The 17540-nt window shown below is 73.8% G+C and carries 17 protein-coding genes and 1 pseudogene; 15 read left to right on the top strand and 3 right to left on the bottom strand.

The annotated features are described in order from the left end of the window. Genes ACQPZ4_RS13220 through ACQPZ4_RS13210 form a run of 3 tightly spaced genes read right to left on the bottom strand, consistent with a single transcriptional unit; the run spans position 1 to position 2328 of the window. Positions 1-1146: a glycosyltransferase gene (locus ACQPZ4_RS13220; RefSeq protein WP_433059692.1), complete on the bottom strand. Its 1146-nt coding sequence runs from the start codon at positions 1144-1146 to the stop codon at positions 1-3. Next, entirely contained in the window at positions 1143-1421 is a 279-nt protein-coding gene (locus ACQPZ4_RS13215) for a hypothetical protein (RefSeq protein ID WP_433059689.1), read from the bottom strand. Before ACQPZ4_RS13215 ends, ACQPZ4_RS13220 begins: the two co-directional genes overlap by 4 nt. Position 1422: 1 nt before the next feature. After that, a complete protein-coding gene (locus ACQPZ4_RS13210) occupies positions 1423-2328 on the bottom strand; it encodes a methyltransferase domain-containing protein (RefSeq protein ID WP_433059686.1) in 906 nt (301 codons plus the stop codon). Positions 2329-3040: 712 nt separating this feature from the next. On the opposite strand from ACQPZ4_RS13210, the gene ACQPZ4_RS13205 reads away from it, so the two are divergent. The 15 genes and pseudogenes from ACQPZ4_RS13205 to ACQPZ4_RS13135 all read left to right on the top strand — a co-directional run bounded on the left by ACQPZ4_RS13205 (position 3041) and on the right by ACQPZ4_RS13135 (position 17537). Next, positions 3041-4462, top strand: a complete 1422-nt coding sequence (locus ACQPZ4_RS13205) for a class I adenylate-forming enzyme family protein (protein ID WP_433059683.1) — start codon at positions 3041-3043, stop codon at positions 4460-4462. Further along, on the top strand, positions 4459-4737 hold the full coding sequence (locus ACQPZ4_RS13200) for an acyl carrier protein (RefSeq protein ID WP_433059680.1): 279 nt from the start codon (positions 4459-4461) through the stop codon (positions 4735-4737). Before ACQPZ4_RS13205 ends, ACQPZ4_RS13200 begins: the two co-directional genes overlap by 4 nt. A gap of 39 nt (positions 4738-4776) precedes the next feature. Continuing rightward, positions 4777-4992: pseudogene (locus ACQPZ4_RS13195) on the top strand (acyl carrier protein); the annotation flags it as partial. 232 nt (positions 4993-5224) lie between these two features. Further along, complete coding sequence (locus tag ACQPZ4_RS13190) at positions 5225-6295, top strand: beta-ketoacyl-[acyl-carrier-protein] synthase family protein (protein ID WP_433066496.1); 1071 nt, start codon at positions 5225-5227, stop codon at positions 6293-6295. A gap of 80 nt (positions 6296-6375) precedes the next feature. Next, positions 6376-6834 (top strand): beta-ketoacyl synthase chain length factor, encoded by a 459-nt coding sequence (locus ACQPZ4_RS13185; RefSeq protein ID WP_433066493.1) that lies wholly within the window; start codon positions 6376-6378, stop codon positions 6832-6834. Further along, complete coding sequence (locus ACQPZ4_RS13180; RefSeq protein WP_433059678.1) at positions 6831-8078, top strand: beta-ketoacyl-[acyl-carrier-protein] synthase family protein; 1248 nt, start codon at positions 6831-6833, stop codon at positions 8076-8078. The genes ACQPZ4_RS13185 and ACQPZ4_RS13180 overlap by 4 nt, the downstream gene beginning before the upstream one ends. 36 nt (positions 8079-8114) lie before the next feature. Then, positions 8115-9209, top strand: coding sequence for a 4-hydroxyphenylpyruvate dioxygenase (gene hppD, locus ACQPZ4_RS13175; protein ID WP_433059675.1), 1095 nt, complete (start codon positions 8115-8117; stop codon positions 9207-9209). A gap of 2 nt (positions 9210-9211) precedes the next feature. Beyond that, on the top strand, positions 9212-10123 hold the full coding sequence (locus ACQPZ4_RS13170; protein WP_433066490.1) for a phytanoyl-CoA dioxygenase family protein: 912 nt from the start codon (positions 9212-9214) through the stop codon (positions 10121-10123). An 18-nt stretch (positions 10124-10141) separates the two neighbouring features. Beyond that, positions 10142-10939 carry a DUF3050 domain-containing protein gene (locus ACQPZ4_RS13165; protein WP_433059672.1) on the top strand — a complete coding sequence of 266 codons (798 nt, stop codon included), beginning with the start codon at positions 10142-10144 and terminating at the stop codon, positions 10937-10939. 11 nt (positions 10940-10950) lie between these two features. Continuing rightward, a complete protein-coding gene (locus tag ACQPZ4_RS13160) occupies positions 10951-11916 on the top strand; it encodes a thiamine pyrophosphate-dependent dehydrogenase E1 component subunit alpha (RefSeq protein ID WP_433059669.1) in 966 nt (321 codons plus the stop codon). Beyond that, on the top strand, positions 11913-12893 hold the full coding sequence (locus tag ACQPZ4_RS13155; RefSeq protein ID WP_433059666.1) for an alpha-ketoacid dehydrogenase subunit beta: 981 nt from the start codon (positions 11913-11915) through the stop codon (positions 12891-12893). Before ACQPZ4_RS13160 ends, ACQPZ4_RS13155 begins: the two co-directional genes overlap by 4 nt. 2 nt (positions 12894-12895) lie before the next feature. Continuing rightward, complete coding sequence (locus ACQPZ4_RS13150) at positions 12896-13666, top strand: SDR family NAD(P)-dependent oxidoreductase (RefSeq protein WP_433059663.1); 771 nt, start codon at positions 12896-12898, stop codon at positions 13664-13666. Positions 13667-13679: 13 nt separating this feature from the next. Then, positions 13680-15311, top strand: a complete 1632-nt coding sequence (locus ACQPZ4_RS13145; protein WP_433059661.1) for an AMP-binding protein — start codon at positions 13680-13682, stop codon at positions 15309-15311. Next, positions 15304-16617 (top strand): condensation domain-containing protein, encoded by a 1314-nt coding sequence (locus tag ACQPZ4_RS13140; RefSeq protein ID WP_433059658.1) that lies wholly within the window; start codon positions 15304-15306, stop codon positions 16615-16617. Before ACQPZ4_RS13145 ends, ACQPZ4_RS13140 begins: the two co-directional genes overlap by 8 nt. After that, positions 16614-17537 (top strand): 3-oxoacyl-[acyl-carrier-protein] synthase III C-terminal domain-containing protein, encoded by a 924-nt coding sequence (locus ACQPZ4_RS13135; RefSeq protein ID WP_433059656.1) that lies wholly within the window; start codon positions 16614-16616, stop codon positions 17535-17537. The genes ACQPZ4_RS13140 and ACQPZ4_RS13135 overlap by 4 nt, the downstream gene beginning before the upstream one ends. Positions 17538-17540: the final 3 nt, after the last annotated feature.

Below are 17540 nucleotides of genomic sequence, written 5' to 3'. Positions count from 1 at the left end.
TCAATCGTTGTGGTGTGCCTCGAGGATCGTGGCCGCCGCCTCGGCGCCGCCGGCTTCGAGCAGCCGCGCGCCCTCGGCTCGCGCGGCGGCGGCGAAGGACGGGTCGTCGAGCAGCCGCAGGAGGTGCTCGCGCAGCGCGGCGGGCCGGATGTGGTCGAACGAGACGCGCACGCCCGCGCCCACCCCGGCGATCGCGTTCGCGTTGAGCGCCTGGTCGCCCTTGATCGGCGCGATGACGAGCGGGACGCCGTGCACGAGCGCCTCGGAGACCGTGTTGAGGCCGCCGTGCGCGACGACGGCGTGCAGCCGCGGCAGCAGGTCGAGCACCGGCACCCGGCGGCGGACCAGCACATGGCCGGCGACCGCCTCGTCGAAGGTACCGTCCGGCGCCACCACGATCGCCTGCAGCCGGTCGCCCAGCGGCGCGAGGGCCTCGGCGACCCGGCGGTAGAAGTCCTTGGCGAGGTCCATCGACAGCGTGCCCATGGTGACCAGCACGTGCTTGCGCGCCGGGTCCAGCCAGTCCAGCGGAAAGTCCGGATCGGGGACGCGCGGCGCGAGGGCGGGGCCGACGAGGTCCACAGTGGACTCAGCGCCGGACGCGAGCGCGCCGGTCGTGAAGGCGATCGTCCCATGTGGAGAGAAGCGCAGGTCGTGCGGCGGCTCGCCCGGCTGCCCGGCGGCGGTCCAGGCACCCGCCAGCTGCGCCCGGATCCACTCCTCCACGCGCGGCAGCGAGCGCAGGAACGGCCGGGCGAGCTCCATTGTGGTCGGTGCGACGCTCACCCAGCGCAGCCCGTGCGCGTGCGCGGCGATGGCGCCCGCGATCGCGTGCTGGTCGACCGCGAGCACGTCGGGCCGGAACGCCGCGATCGCCGCGTCCACGCCCTTCCGGGTCGACTTCGCGTGCGGGACGATGTAGCCCTCCCACCGCGAGCGGGTCGCGTCGAGCCCGCGCTCGGCCTGGCCGCGATGGGCGCGCAGCGGGATCGGGTGGATGGCCGCCCCGTCGCCGAGCAGCGGCCGCAGGAACGACTCCGACCCGGCCCACAGCACGTCGTGCCCGCGCCGGGTCAGCGCGGCCGCCACCGCCGCCATCGGGTTGACGTGCCCCGTCAGCGGAAGAGCCAGGAACAGGAGCCTCATCTCGTACCGCTTGTGCTGTCCACATAGGACGCAACGTCGGCCACGCTGAGGGAGAGCAGCGCGTCGAGGTCGAGTCCCGCGACGTACTCGGTGAGGCGGACACCGGTCCCATAAACGGCCGTCAGCCGTTCGCCGAGGGCGGCCAGCTCCAGGCTGTCCACGAAGAGGTCGCCGTCCAGCCGGGTCGCGGGGCCGACGCCGGCCAGCCAGCCCGCGTCCTCCCCGGTCACCGCGCGCAGCAGCTCGGCGACCGCGAGCTGCGTCGGCGTGGCCATGTCAGTCCCCGAGGGGCTTGACGGCCCGGACCGCGCCGTACGTCATGGCGCCGGTACTGAAGCCCTTGAGCATCAGCGGCCCGGCGTAGAAGAAGCCGAGCACGTCCACGCCGCGATCGCGGGCCAGATCACGCATCATGGCGCGGCCGTTGTCCAGCTCGCGCACCTGGGCGAAGGTCGGCTCCCACGAGTTGGCCACGTTGGCCGACCAGTCCACTGAGGACACCTCGGTGAACCCGGCCGCGGTGGCGAGCCGCTCGTGCTCCTCCAGCGAGGAGAAGCTCGGCATCACCTGGTGGCGCAGGATCTGGTCGACGACCCGGTGCTCCTCGGCGCTCAGCTCGCCGTCGCGCACCGACCAGGTGGCGATGGCGAGGATGCCGCCCGGGCGCAGCAGCCGCATCGCCTCGGCGAAGAAGGCCGTGCGGTCGGCGATGTGCATGAGGCTCTCCACGGCCCACAGCGCGTCGAAGGACGCGTCCGGGAAGCCGTTGTCGAGCGCGTCGCGCTGGTGGAAGTGGGCCCGCTCGCCGAGCCCGGCCGCCGCCGCCTTCTCGTTGGCCCGGGCCGCCTGCGCGGCGCTGAGCGTGACGCCCTCGACGGCGCAGCCGTGCGGGCCGGCCAGGTACAGCGCCGGGCCGCCGATCCCGCAGCCAACGTCGAGCACGCGGGCGCCGGCCGGGATGCCCGCGAACGCGACGAGCTCGCGCACCAGCCGGTCGGTGGCGGCGTGCCGCTCGTCGTCGCTGCCGGGCCGCTCGCCCGCGTCCCAGAACCCGTGGTGGACGTGCTCGCCCCACAGGTCCTCGTACAGGTCGAGGGTGGTGTCGTAATAGCGCTCGACCGCGGCGTTGAGCCCCGGGCCGGCGGGTGCGGACGGGTATGCGGAACCGGTATCGGCTTTCACAGTGGCAAATCTCCGAAAATCTGTACCGGGAAAGAAAAGCCCGAAACCCGAAGTCGTCGCGAGCGGGGTCATTGTATGAAGGCAAGGATGGCGCTTGTCAATGACGCTCGTATTGCCGCTGTAACTTCCATCGGCCTGGTATGCGGGCCGGCGAGATACCTGCACAACCCATATATCCGCGTACCGGACACGACCCCCCGGTCCGCCTCGGTATTGCTGGTGAAACACCTCGGCTCGTCACGGAGCGGGCGGTCATGGGCGGCAATGTCCGAATGTGCGTGCACCGGATGTGGCCGCCACCGGCCCTGACCAGTGCGCTCGCCAAATTGCCGATCGTATCGATCCAAACGAGTTTTCCCGGGAGGTGGTGTGACAGATCGGACATCCCGTCACATGGTCAGGCTACCCACTCTTGTAAAACGGGTTCGATTGCGTAAGGTCTATCCCTGTCGAGGAGCGGCTCATTCTTGCGCAATGCGCCCAAGGGAGTCCGAGTTCCGACCTCAGGCGCCCCATGCCCTCGACCTTCGCAGTGTGTTCATCGGGGGTGTGCACGCTGGTCGGCGGCCAATGATGACCGTCCCGATCAGCCGCTCAACCCTGCGCAGAGCGCGTCCCAGCGGCCTCCGCGCCGCATTCGCCGGCCTCGGCGAATACGGCGGGCCGGGCCGCCGATGCACCCTGCCGAAATGACGGAGAAAGGGGTGGTCGCGTGGCGACACCGGCCCTCGACCCGAGCTGGGTCGACGACGTGCTACTGGCCGGCCGGCCCGGGCGCCCCGACGCCGCGCCCGCCCTCGTCCTCGACGCCCCGATCACCCGCGCCGAGCTGCGCCGGCTCGTCGAGCAGCGGCAGGCCGTGCTGGCCGCGGCCGGCATCGGCGCCCACGGCCCCGGCGACTCGGTCGCCATCTGCCTCGCCCCCTCCCTCGCGTTCGTGGCGAACCTGCTGGCCTGCTGGCGGCTCGGGGCACGGGCGGCGCTGCTGGATCACCGGCTCACCCCGTACGAGATCGACCAGGCCCTGCAACGGCTGGCCCCGCAGGCCGTGGTGTCGGCCAAGCACGCCACCGGCGGGCCGCTGCGCGGGTTCCAGGACGTGCAGGAGCGGGTCGCCACCTACCCCGGCCGCCCGTCCGACACGCCGCACGCGTTGGTGCAGCTCAGCTCCGGCTCCACCGGACCGTCCAAGGTGATCGCGCGCACCGCGGCCAACCTGGTCGAGGAGGTCGAGCGGTACGTGGCCATCGGGGCCGGCGTACCGCAGCCCGGCGAGCGCATCGTCTGCCTGGCCTCGATGGTGCACGTGCTCGGGCTCGTCGGCGGCCTGCTCTACGGCCTGCACGCCGGGGCCGAGCTCGTCATCCCGGCCCGCATGACCGCCGACGGCATCCTGGCCGCGGTCGCCGCCGGGACCGCTCCCACCACCATCCTCGGCGTGCCCTTCCACATCGAGCTGCTGTCCTCCGGGCCGACGCCGCCACGCCTGCCCCAGCTGACCGGGATGACCACCGGCGGCGAACTCGTCCGCGCCGCGGTGCACCAGACGTTCACGGACCGCTTCGGCGTCCGCCTCGGCAACATGTACGGGATGACCGAGGTCGGCGTCATCGCCACCGACCTCTTCGGCGAGCACCGCCCGGCCCTGACCCCGGCACCCGGCCTGCAGGTGCGGGAGGAGGGCGGCGAGCTGCTGGTGTCCCTCGCGGCCTCGCCGTACCTGGGGCTGTCCGACCCGACCCGCTGGGCCGGCGGGTGGCTGCACACCCGCGACGCCGGGACGGTCGACCCGGACACCGGGCGGTTCCGGATCCACGGGCGCAACGACTCCCAGGTCTCCGTGGGCGGGCTGAAGGTCGACCTGACCGAGGTCGAGCACACCCTCGCCGCCCTGCCCGGCGTCGCCTCGGCCGTCGTCACGTACGAGAAGTCGATCGAGGCGTACGTGATGCTGCGCGAGGACGCCACCGCCGAGCAGGTCCAGGCCGAGCTCGCGACGCGGCTGGCCGCGTTCAAGCGCCCCCGCGTGCTGCGCGTCGTCGAGCAGCTGCCCCGCACGGCCACCGGCAAGCTCGTCCGCGACCGCACCCTGCTGGTCGCGGCGTCCGTGAAGGAAGGAAACACCGAGGCATGAGCGACGAGACCACCACCGAGATCCGCCAGTTCCTGCTGGACTCGCTGACCGAGATGAACTACAGCACCGACGACATCGACGAGGACACCGCGCTCGGCCCGGCCGGCGCCGACCTCGAATCGCTGTCGCTGGCCGAGCTCGCGGTCCGTGTGGAGGACCGCTTCGGGGTGCGCTTCGACGACGACGAGGCCGAGAAGCTCGCGAGCATGACGGTCGGCGAGTTCATCGCGGCGGTCGCCGAGCGCCGGGCCACCGCGGCGACCGCGGGCAGCTGAACCGTGGCGCAGGCACCAACCCGCGATCAGCTCGTCGCGATGCTGGCCACCTACGGGGACCGGCGGGCCGAGGACGTCGCGGAGGGCATCGACTCGCTCGAGCTGGCCTGGCTCATCCACCAGCTCGAGCAGCACTACGGCACCATGCTCGACTTCACCGACGACGACCTGGCCCGCATGTCCACCGTGGACGGCACTCTCGCCGTCCTGCACGACCTCGCCGCGGCGCAACCCGGCCCCGCAACCGCGGCGGACCCGGCGGGCGCGGCCACGGCGATTCCCGGCCAGCGGGCGGAGTCGGGCCCGCACGAAGTCGGGACGGGCGCGCCCCGGGGCGATGCGACGGCACCGGGCCACGACGGCGAGTCGGTCGCGGTCTCCGTCGGGCACGAGGTCGAGACGGGCGCGCGGTGACGCCGTGAGCAGCCGGGGCGAGACGGGCGTGCTGATCACCGGCCTGGCCGTGCTCAGCGCGTTCGGGCGGGGCATGGGCGCGCTCGCCGCCGGGCTGGACGCCGGGCGGCCGGCGTTCGCGCCCGTCACCCGCTTCGACGTGGCCGGGCGCCGGGTCGGCGTCGCGGCCACCCTGCCCGGCGATCCGGACCTCGACGACGAGCTGTGGTGGCTCGCCGACGAGGCCTGCGACGAGGCGAAGCTCGGCACCGCCGAGCGGGCCGCGACCCCGCTGTTCCTGGCCGTGCACGGCGACCCCCGGCTGGCCCGCGCGGCCCCGGCCGAGCGCCCCGCGCACGGCGGCGCCGCGTTCGCCGCCCGGCTCGCCGAGCACTCCGGCCTCGGCCCCGCCCGCGCCTATACCTCAGCCTGCGTCGCGGCGAGCACCGCGATCGCCGACGCCGCCGGGCTCATCACCCGGGGCGAGGCCGACCGGATCGTGGTGGCCGGCGGGTACCTGGTCGAGCGGGACCAGTACGCGCTCTTCGACGCCGGCCGGGCCCTCGCCGCCGACGGCCGGGTCCGCCCGTTCAGCGCGCACCGCAAGGGCCTGCTGCTCGGCGACGGCGCCGGGGTCGTGGTGCTGGAGTCCGCGGCCGCGGCCGCCGAGCGCGGGATCGAGCCCCTCGCCCGGCTGGCCGGCTGGGGGCGGGCCGGCGACGCGTACCACCCCTGTCAGCCCCACCCCGGCGGCCGCGGCCTGGCCCGGGCCGTCACCGGGGCCTTACGCCGGGCCGGGATCGAGCCCGGCCACCTCGGCTACGTCAACGCCCACGGCTCCGGCACCGCCCAGAGCGATGCCGCCGAGACCCTCGCCCTGCGCGCCGCCCTCGGCGAGCACGCCGCCACGATCCCGGTCTCCTCCACCAAGGCCCTGCACGGCCAGGCCCTGGAGGCCTCCGGCGTCCTCGAGCTCGCGGTCACCCTGCACGCCCTGCGCAGCGGCCAGTTACCGGTCAACGCCGGCTTCCTGGAGCCCGACGAGGACTGCGACCTCGACCTGATCCTCGGCGAGTCCCGCTCGGCCTCCCCCGCCTACGCGCTGAGCCTCAACGCGGCCTTCGGGGGCGCCAACACCGCCCTGCTGCTGGGCGCCGCGACATGACCGGTGCAGACGCCCGCACCCTCGCCGCGATCCCCGCGCCCCGCGCCGCGACCGCCGGCCGGGAAACCGCAACCGGAGACATGACCGGCGCGACCCTCCGGGTGCTGTCCAGCGCCGAGTGGCCCCGGGACCAGGAGCCGCCGCGGATCGCCGGGTTCGTGCACTCCGACTTCAACCCGCTCGTCGCCGCCGTCGCCGGGCGGTGTCTCGAAGCCGCGCCCAGCCCCGAGCCGGACACCGCGCTGGTGCTGGTGAGCGATGTCGGGGACGTCGACAGTGCGGTACACGTGGCCAAGGCGGTTGACGGCGGCACGCGGGTCGGGCCGCTGTTCTTCTTCCAGTCGGTGCCCAACGCGGTCCTCGGGCACATCGCGGCCAAGTGGGGCCTGTCCGGACCCGTCAGCTGTCTCTGCGACGCGGCGGCGGGGCTCGATGCCGCCCGCGGGCTGCTCAGCGACGGCGACGCGGCCCGGGTCCTGCTCATCGACGTCAGCGGCGGCCGAGCGACCGCCGTGCTCCTCGCGGGAGGTACACCATGAGCGCCCACGCGGCCGTCACCGGGATCGGGCTCGTCACGCCGGTCGGGAACACCGGGGCCGAGGTCTTCGACGCGATGTGCGAGGGCCGCTCCGGGCTGTCCAGCCCGCCGGCGGAGCATCCCCTGGCCGGCTCGGTGGACGTGGCCGCGTTCGGGCCGCCGATCGATCCGCTGTCGGTGCTGCCCGGGCCGGACGCCCGGCTCGTCGACCGGTACATCGTGATGGCCCTCGCCGCCGCCGAGGCCGCGCTCGCCGACGCCGGGATCGTGGCCGGGCGGGACGTCGACCCGTACCGGGTGGCCGTGATCCTGTCCGGCACCGGCGGACTGGCGACGCTCGACGCGCAGGCGGTGCAGCGCGACAAGCGGGGGCGGGCCGGGGTCAGCCCGTACCTGCTGCCCGGGATGCTGCCGAACATGGGCGCGGCGCGGGTCGCGATGAAGTACGGCTTCATGGGCTTCAGCTCCTCGGTCGGCACCGCGTGCGCGGCCGGGGCCCAGTCGATCGGCGAGGGGCTGCGGCTGCTGCGCTGCGGCGAGGCCGACGTGGTGGTCTGCGGCTGCAGCGAGGCCCCGCTGTTCCCGACGCTGGCCGACACCTTCGGCAACGCCCGCGCGCTGGCCCGCGGCTGGGCGAACCCGGCCGAGGCGAGCCGCCCGTTCGACCGGCGCCGCAACGGCCTGGTGCTGGGCGAGGGGGCCGGGGTCATCGTGCTGGAGCGGCCCGAGCACGCCGAGGCCCGCCGCGCCGCCCGCCACGCCGACCTGCTGGGCTGGGGCGCCACGAACGACGCGCACCACCCGACGACGCCGCGCCCCGACGGAACAGCCGCCGCCGAGTGCATGCGCCGCGCCGTCGCGGACGCCGGGCTCGCCCCCGCCGACATCGGGTACGTCAACGCGCACGGCACCTCGACGAAGCTCGGCGACGTCGCCGAGTCCCTCGCGATCCGCGCCGTGTTCGGACCCAGCACCCCGCCGGTCAGCTCCACCAAGGGCGTCACCGGGCACATGCTCGGCGCCTCCGGGGTGGCCGAGGCGGCGGTGACGGTGGAGGCCCTGCGCCGCGGCGTGCTGCCGCCGACGCACAACCTCGACGAGCCCGATCCGGCCTGCGACGTGGACCACCTGCGCACACCCCGCACCGCGCCGGCGACCCACGCCCTGTCCAACTCCTTCGGCTTCGGCGGGCACAACGTGAGCCTCGTCTTCGGCCCGCCGAGCTCGGAGTGGAAGAAGGCCTGACGGCCCGCCCGCACCACAACCCGAAAGGGATTTGCAATGAAGATCCTCGACACCGATCACATCGAGCTGTACGTCGGCGACGCGCGCGCGGCCGCGGCTCAGCTCTGCGCCCAGTACGGCTTCCACGTCTACGGGCAGGGCGGCCCGGAGACCGGCCTGGCCGGGCAGCGCAGCGTGCTGCTCGGGCAGCGCGACATCCGCATCCTGCTCACGTCCGGGCTCTCCGGCGAGCACCGCGCCAGCCGGTACGTGGCCCAGCACGGCGACGGCGTGGCGATCGTCGCGTTCGGGTGCACCGACGCCGAGGCGGCCTTCGCGGAGGCGGTCGCCGCGGGCGCCACCCCGGTCGAGGCCCCGCGCACGGTGACCCACGGGGACTCCACGGTCGTCATGGCCGAGGTCTCCGGCTTCGGCGACGTGACCCACCGGCTGATCCAGCGCGACCCGAGCGACCCGCAGTTCCTGCCCGGGCTGATCGCGATGACGCCGGTGCAGGTGACCGACGCCGACCTGTTGCACGCGATCGACCACGCGGCCGTGTGCCTGCAGGCGGGCGAGCTGGACAGCACCGTCGCGTACTACGAGCGCGTCTTCGGCTTCGAGATGATCTTCCAGGAGTACATCGAGGTCGGCGAGCAGGGCATGCAGAGCAAGGTGGTGCAGAGCCCGTCCGGCGGGGTGACCTTCACGCTCATCCAGCCCGACATCAGCCGCCGCGCCGGGCAGATCGACGACTTCCTGGCCTGGCACGAGGGCGCCGGGGTGCAGCACATCGCGCTGAGCACGCACGACATCGTGACCGCGGTGCGCACCCTGGGCCGGCGGGGCGTCGAGTTCGCCGAGACGCCGGGCAGCTACTACGACATGCTCGCGACCCGGCTCGGCGAGACCGACGTGCCCGTCGACGCGCTGCGCCCGCTGGGCATCCTCGTCGACCGCGACCACTGGGGCCAGATGTACCAGATCTTCGCGAAGTCGACCCACATCCGGCGCACGTACTTCAACGAGCTCATCGACCGCCACGGCGCGCGCACGTTCGGCACCAGCAACATCCCCGCGCTGTACGCGGCGAAGGAGCGCGAGCTGGCGGCGGTCCGCGACACCACTCTCTCCGAAGGGACCGCACTGTGACCATCTCGGTAACGCCCGACTTCGTGCTGTCGGACGAGGAACTCGCGCTGCTGCCGACCGACGAGGAGGTCGCGGCGTACGCGCGCAACGGCTGGTACCTCACCCGCAAGCTCTTCACCGACGACGAGGTCGACACGCTCGTCGCGGCCAGCGAGCGGTTCTACGCCGGCGAGCGGTCGCGGACGTTACCGGGCCGCCCGCCCCGGCTGGCCTACTGGACCCCCGACAAGGGCCCGGTGCAGCGGCACAACGACTACATCCACTACGAGCACGACGACATCGCGGCGATCCTGCGCAAGCCGGTCGTCGGCGCGGTCGCGGCCCGGCTGGCCCAGGCCGACGAGATGCGGATCTTCCAGTCGACGCTGATCTACAAGCCGCCGATCGCCGGGGAGCCCTCCAACGTCGTGCCGTGGCACTTCGACCGGCACTACTGGCAGTCGTGCACGTCCGAGGACATGCTCACCGCGTTCATCCCGTTCCACGACTGCGGCCTGGACATGGGCACCATCACCATGGTCGAGGGCAGCCACCGCTGGGAGGAGATCGGCGCCGACGACTCGACCAGCAAGCACTTCGCCGACCGCGACAACCAAGACCTCGAGGTGATGCTCGCGCGCAACGCCGAGCACAACCACGCCTCGGTCACCAAGGTGCCCATGATCATCCCCAAGGGGCACATGAGCTTCCACCACTGCCGCACCTACCACGGCAGCGGCGCGAACGTGAGCGGCCGCCCTCGCCGGGCGATCTCGTTCCACCTGCAGCCGGGGTCGAACGAGTACCGCGCCTTCCACCTCTCCAACGGGGACGTCGTGTCCTACAACCACGACGTCCTGGTCCGCCGTACCGCCGACGGCCGGCCCGACTACGCGGACCCCGAGTTCTGCCCGGTGCTGTGGCGGAACGCCTAACCCCCTGAAGGAGTTCACATGTCCCGTTACGACTGGGGCCAGCGCCACCCCGGCATCGACCGGCTCGAGGAGCTGATCGCGAGCGCCCGCACCGACGTCGTCACCCACCCGATCTACGCCCGGCTGTCCGACCTGGACGCCGTGCGCACGTTCCTGGAGCACCACGTCTTCGCCGTGTGGGACTTCATGTCGCTGCTCAAGTCCCTGCAGCGCAACCTCACCTGCGTCGAGGTGCCGTGGATCCCGACTGGGCCGACGGGCAGCCGGCGGCTCATCAACGACATCGTGCTGGTCGAGGAGAGCGACGAGCTGCGCGGCGGGTTCATCAGCCACTTCGAGCTCTACCTGGAGGGCATGGCCGAGGCCGGCGCCGACCGTACCGTCATCGACGGCTTCATCGACCTGCTGCGCGCGGGCACCCCGGTGCCGGCCGCGATGCAGCAGGCCGGGGTGCCCGCGCCGGCGGCCGAGTTCGTGGCGCTCACCTGGCACCTCATCGACACCGCGCCGGTGCACTGCCAGGCGGCCGCGTTCGCGTTCGGCCGCGAGGACCTGATCCCGGACATGTTCCAGCAGGTCGTCAAGGTCAACGAGCAGGTCGGGCAGCTCGACACGTTCGTGGACTACCTGGCCCGGCACATCGAGGTCGACGGCGAGGAGCACACGCCGATGGCCATGCAGATGGTCACCGACCTGTGCGGCGACGACGAGAACAAGTGGAACGAGTGCGCCGACACGATCAACCTCGCCCTCGCGGCGCGGGCGAAGCTGTGGAGCGGCATCCTCGCCGAAATCGACGCCACCGTTCCGGTCTAGAGGGGACGCACGTGACTGACGACGCCGGGCTGTACCGGACGGTCCGCCTGATCCGCCGCTTCGAGGAGCGGGCCATCGAGCTCGTGCGGGACGGCACGATCGTCGGCGGCATCCACCCGTACCTCGGGCAGGAGGCCATCGCCGCGGGCACCTGCGCCGCGCTGCGGCCCGGCGACGTCATCACGAGCACCCACCGCGGCCACGGCCACGTGCTGGCCAAGGGCGCGGACCCGGCGCGCACGATGGCCGAGCTGGCCGGCCGGGCGACCGGGCTCAACCGCGGCCGCGGCGGCTCGATGCACGCGGCCGACTTCTCGCTGGGCATCCTCGGCGCCAACGCGATCGTCGGCGCGGCCGTGCCGATCGCCACCGGCGCCGCCTGGGCCGCCCGCCGGGCCGGGATCGACCGGGTCGCGCTGACCTACTTCGGCGACGGCGCGGTCAGCCAGGGCGTGGTCCTGGAGACGTTCAACCTGGCCGCCCTGTGGAAGCTGCCGGTCGTGCTGGTCTGCGAGAACAACGGGTTCGCGACCACCACGCGGCTCGCCGACGCGGTGGCCGGCACCGTCACCGGCCGGGCCGCCGCGTTCGGCATCCCGGCGTCCACCGTGGACGGCTGCGACCCCGAGGCCGTGCGCGCCGCGACCGCGGAGGCGGTCGCACGGGCCCGGGCCGGGGAGGGGCCGACGCTGCTGGAGTGCGTCGCCTACCGGTTCGACGCCCACCACACCTGGGAGCACGCGGCCCGGCCCCGCTACCGCACCGACGCCGAGGTCGCCGACGGCACGTCCCGCGACCCCGTGGAGATCCAGGGCGCCCGGCTCGACCCGGCCGTGCGGGCCCGCATCGACGCCGAACTCGAGGACGTCCTGGAGGCCGCCGTGCGCTTCGCGAAGGAGAGTCCCATGCCGGACCCGGACGGGGCGCTCGAGCACCTGTACGCCGACGGCCTTCAGGTGCGGGCGGGTGCGGCATGACGAACCTGTCGTACCTCAAGGCGCTGAACCGGGCGATCGCCGCCGAGATGGAGCGCGACCCGGCCGTGTGCGTCTTCGGCGAGGACGTGCGGGTCGCGGTCAGCAACGTGACCACCGGGCTGCACAAGAAGTTCGGCCCCGGGCGGGTCATCGACACGCCGATCTCCGAGCAGGCGTTCACCAGCTTCGCCACCGGCGCCGCGATGGCCGGGCAGCGGCCGCTGATCGAGTTCCAGATCCCGGCGCTGCTGTTCCTGGCCTTCGAGCAGATCGCGAACCAGGCCCACAAGTTCTCGCTGATGACCGGCGGGCAGACCCGGGTGCCGGTGACGTACCTGCTGCCCAGCTCCGGCTCGCGCGGCGGGTGGGCCGGGCAGCACTCCGACCACCCGTACAGCCTCTTCGCCCACGTCGGCGTCAAGACCGTCGTCCCGGCCACCCCCGAGGACGCCTACGGCCTGCTGGCCTCCGCGATCCGCGACGACGACCCGGTGGTCGTCTTCGCCCCGGCCGGCGCGGTCGGCGTCCGGGCCGACGTCGACCTCGCCCGGCTGGCCCCGATCCCGCTCGGCGTCGGCCGCGTGCACCGCCCCGGCGACGACGTCACCGTGGTCGCGGTCGGGCACCTGGTCCACGACGCCCTGGCGGTCGCCGAGGAGCTGGCCGGCACCGTCTCCGTCGAGGTCTTCGACCCGCGCACGCTGCACCCGTTCGACTGGGCCGGGCTGGCCGCCTCGCTGGAGCGCACCGGCCGGCTCGTGGTCGTCGACGACTCCAACCGCTCCTGCGGCATCGCCGGGGAGATCCTGGCCTCCGCCGCCGAGGGGATGCGCCTGGTCGCGCCGCCGCGGCGGGTGACCCGCCCGGACGGGGCGGTGCTGCCGTTCGCCCGCGAGCTCGACCTGGCCCTGCAGCCGTCGCGGGCGCAGCTGCGGGCCGCGATCGAGGACGTCGCCAAGCTCGGACAGGAGGCGTGAGCATGCCGGTCGCACTGGTCACGGGCGGTGGCGGCGGGATCGGGGCCGCGGTCTGCGCGCGCCTGGCCGCGGACGGCCACGCCGTCGTGGTGGCCGACCTCGACCTTGACGCCGCCGAGCGGGTCGCCAAGGACGTGGGCGGCACCGCGGTCTGCGCGGACGTCGCCGACCCGGCCGGCAACGCCGACATGGTGGCGTGGGCCCTGGACCTGCACGGGTCGCTCGACCTGCTCGTGCTCGCGGCCGGCATCCAGTCCGACGTGCCGCCCGACCCCGGGCTGGACGTGGTGCGGTACCGCCGCGCGCTCGGGGTCAACGTGGACGGGGTCGTGTTCGGGGTGGACGCGGCGCTGCCGGCCCTGGCGCGCTCCGCCGGGCAGGTCGTCGCGGTCGCCTCGCTCGCCGCGCTCGGGCCCGAGCAGGCGAACCCGGTGTACGCGCTCACCAAGGCGGCCGTGGTCGGGTACGTGCGGGCGCTGTCCACGCCGCTCGCGGCCCGCGGGGTGCGGATCAACGCGCTGTGTCCCGGGTTCACCGACACGCCGTTCCTGGGCATCACCGGGCGGCTGCTGCGCAAGCAGAAGATGCCGCTGCTGGCCCCGGACGAGGTCGCGGCGGCCGTCGCGGGGGTCGCGGCGGGAGACGGGACCGGCGAGGTGTGGGCGCTCGTTCCGGGTCGTCCGGCCTACCCCTACGCCTTTGCGGAGTTGCCGGCTTCGCTGCGATCAGACGGTACCGAAGCGGCCTTGAAGCCTTTTCTGTCGGCGAAATAGAAGGAGTCCATCGATGGCGTCCACCAACATCCGGGCCGCGCTGGCCGCCGACCCGACCGTCGGGGCGGGCAACGTGCTGCACAAGCTCATCGAGCACGGTGCGCCGCTGGACGGGCCGGGCATGGCCTTCGACACGGCCGTCGACGGCTTCCCGGCCTGGCACGGGCTCACCCTCGGCGAGCTGCGCGACCGGGCCGCCGCCCGCGCGGCCTGGCTGCACGCGGCCGGCATCCGCCGCCGCGATCCGGTCGCGATCTACGTGACCGGCGCCGCCGACTGCTTCCTGAACTGGATGGGGCTGACCTGGCTCGGGGCGATCCCGGCGCTGATGAACCCGAACATCCCGGGCGAGATCGCGGCCGAGTACATCCGCAAGCTGCGCGGCGTCGCGCTGCTCACCGACGCCGCCCACATCGAGCGCCTCGGCGACGCGGACCTCGGCGGGATCGCGGTGCACGACGTCGCCGAGACCGGCACCGGCGACCCGGCCCAGGCCCCGCCGGTGTTCGAGCACCACGCCGACGACCCGATCGCCATCACCCACTCCTCCGGCACCACCCGGATGCCGACCGCGGTCGTGCACTCGCACGCGAGCCTGTTCCACGCCACCCGCCGCATCCGGCTCAGCGGCCCGCGGGCCCAGGGCACCGAGCGCATCCTCAGCGCCCTGCCCGCCCCGCACGCGGCCGGCATCATGACCATCAACCACGCCCTGAGCAACCGCTCGGAGCTGCTGTTCCTGTCCAAGCAGGACGACGGCGCGGCGGTGCTCGCGGCGATCGAGCGCTGGCGGCCGACCGGGGTCTTCGGCTTCGCCGTCACCTGGGCCGAGCTGGCCCGCTACGACCTGGCCGCGCGCCCCATCGACTCGGTGGCGCTGTGGTTCAACACCGGCGACTGCGCGCACGAGCCGCACATCCGCAACCTGGTCAACGCCGGCAGCCGCAACGTCGTCACCCGCGAGGGCGTCCAGCGGGTCAAGGGCTCCAGCTTCGTCGACGGCCTCGGCTCGACCGAGATGGGCCACTCGGCCTTCCACATCACGCACCGCAGCGACACCGAGCGCTACGGCCGCTGCGTCGGCGTCCCGCACGTCTTCGCCGACGTCGCGCTCCTGGACACCGAGACCGGCGCCGAGGTGCCGGTCGGCCAGGTCGGGCACTTCGGGCTCAAGTCGCCGACGCTCGCCCCCGGCTACTGGAACGACCACGTCAACACCTACCGCAACCGCCTGGCCGGCTACTACCTGACGGGCGACCTCATGTACCGCGACGAGGAGGGCTACTACTACCACGTCGACCGGGCGGTGGACTCGATCGACCTCGGCGGCGGCGAGTGGCTCTACACCGCGATGTCCGAGGAGCGGATCCTGCGCGCGGTGCCCGAGGTGCGCGACTGCACCGTGGTGTCGGCCCGCACCCCGGAGGGCACCGTCGTCACCGACGTGCTGCTGTCCCTGCACGCCGGGGCCGACCCCGCGACCGACCACACCGAGGCGGTCCGGGCCGCGCTGACCCCGGCCGCGGCGGCCACCCTGCGCAAGGTCGTCGTCTTCCCCGAGGACGACATCGTGGTCGGCCCGACCGGGAAGGTGCGCAAGTTCCTCATGCGCCAGCGGCACCTCGCCGCGATGGCGCATGCCTGACCTCGCCGCCGACGCCGCGCCGCCCCTCGTGGCGACGCTCCGGCTCCCGGTGCGGTTCGCCGCCGCCGGGGCCGGGACGGGCGAGCTCTCCTGGGGCCAGCGCGAGCTCTGGCTGACCATGCGGCGGCAGCGCTCCTGGCTGCCGATCGGCGGCTGGTCGCGGCTGGCCCCGGGCACCACCCTCGGCGACGTCGAGTCCGAACTGCGCTGGATTCTTCGCCGGTACCCCCCGATGCGCACCAGGCTCCGCTACTCCGGCGGCCGTCCACTGCAGACGGTCGCCGACCGCGGCACCGTCGGGCTGGACGTCTACGACTGCCCGGACGGCGAGGACCCCGAGGCGTTCGTGATCGCGCTGGACGCCCGCGACCGGGCCCGCCCGTTCGACCTGGTCGAGGAGTGGCCGGTCCGGATGGGCGTGGTCCGGCACCGCGGCGCGCCCACCCACCTGTCGACCGTGCTGCCGCACCTGGTCACCGACGGGCTGGGCGGGCGCATCTTCCTGGCCGAGGTGGCCGACCGGACCGAGACCGACCCCGGCACGCCGCCGCTGGAGCAGGCGCGGTGGCAGGCGAGCGAGGCCGGGCGGCGGCAGAACGCTTCCGCGCTGCGGCACTGGGAGCGGGTCATCGCCCGCGTCCCGGCAGCGTCCACTGTGGAGTCCGGGCCGTACCTGCGCGGCGAGTTCCGCACCACCGCGCTGCCGCTCGCCGTGCACGCGCTGTCGGAGCGGGCCGACGCCGACTCGTCCCAGGTGCTCATGACGCTGCTGGCCATGGCGCTGCCCGGGGACGGGCCGGCGGTGCTGCGCCCGATGGTGAGCAACCGGTTCCGGCGCGGCTTCGAGCGGGTCGTGGCCATGGTCGCCCAGCGCGGCCTGTGCGCGGCCGACGTGGCCGGGGTGCCGTTCGCCGAGGCGCTGCGGCGGGTGGGGGCGGCGGCGATGGCGGCGTACAAGTACGCGTACGTCGACCCGGACGCCGTCGCCGCCGCGTTCGCCCGGGCCGGGGCCGACCCCGACGCCGGGCTGTGGTGCAACGACCGCCGGGTCGCCAGCCGCCAGGGCTTCGCCGGGCCGGTGCCGTCCACCGAGGACGTGCGGGCCGCGCCGCCGGGCACGTTCCGCTGGACGGTGGCCCAGGACGACCCGTTCGACCCGCTCAGCGTCGACATCGACGACGATGATGACGGCGATGGCGGCGGGCTGCTGCTGACCGTGTTCACCGACGCCGCCCGGCTGCCCGCGGCCGCGGCCGAGGCGCTGGTCCGCCGCGTCGAGACCCTCGCTGTGGAGGAGGTTTCATGACCACGCTCGCCGCCATCGGGACGTTCGTGCCCGCCGAGCGGGTGACCATCGAGTCCTACGCGGACGCGTTCGACCTCACGCCCATGCAGGTCCGGGTCTTCCGCCGGTACCACAAGCTCGGCGCCGCCGCCCGCTCCTCCGCGCCGCTGACCGAGCTGCTGCGGCTGGCCCTGGAGGACCTGGCGCTGACCGGCGAGCAGCGCGGCCGGGTCCGGTACGTGCTGTACGCGCGGACGTTTCCGGTCGTCGTGGCGTACCCGCGAAATCCTCTGCACGACGCCGTCGAGGCGGCCGGGCTCGGGCACGCGCAGGCCTTTGCGGTCGGGCAGCAGGCGTGCGCGTCCGGGCTGCTCGCCGTGGACCTCGCCGGGCGCCTGCTCGCCGCCGACGGGGACGACGGGCTGGCCGTGGTCCTGGCCGGCGAGAAGGCGTTCACCGGCGAGGCCCGGTTCGTGCCGGAGACGTCGATGTTCGGCGAGGGGGCGGCGGCCTGCCTGGTCGCCGCGTCGGGCACGCGGGACCGGCTGCTGTCCTATGTGGCCCGGCTGCGCGGCGAGTTCGACGGCGACCTGGAGGAGGTGGCCGCCGAGTTCCAGCGCATCTACCACGACGCGCTCGGCGAGGCCGTCACCGCCGCGGTGGCCAGGGCCGGGCTGGCCCTCGACGACATCGCGGTCATCCTGCCGCACAACGTGAACCAGGTCGCGTGGCAGCGCACGTGCAAGCGGATCGGCTTCCCGCTCGACCGGGTGCTGCTCGAGCACGTCGCCGACTACGGGCACGTGTTCTGCGCCGACGCCTTCATCAACCACCGGACCGCGGTCGGGCGCGGCCTGCTGCGGCCCGGGGACCGCTACGTGATCGCCGCCGCCGGGGCCGGCCGGGGCGCCACGTTCTCCGCCATGGTCTTCGAGCACTGATCT

Origin of the sequence: Dactylosporangium sp. CS-033363, assembly GCF_050942475.1 — a bacterium.
Taxonomy (GTDB): Bacteria; Actinomycetota; Actinomycetes; order Mycobacteriales; family Micromonosporaceae; genus Dactylosporangium.
The sequence above is the reverse complement of the archived record's forward strand: the minus strand, read 5'-3'. Positions and strand labels throughout refer to the sequence as shown.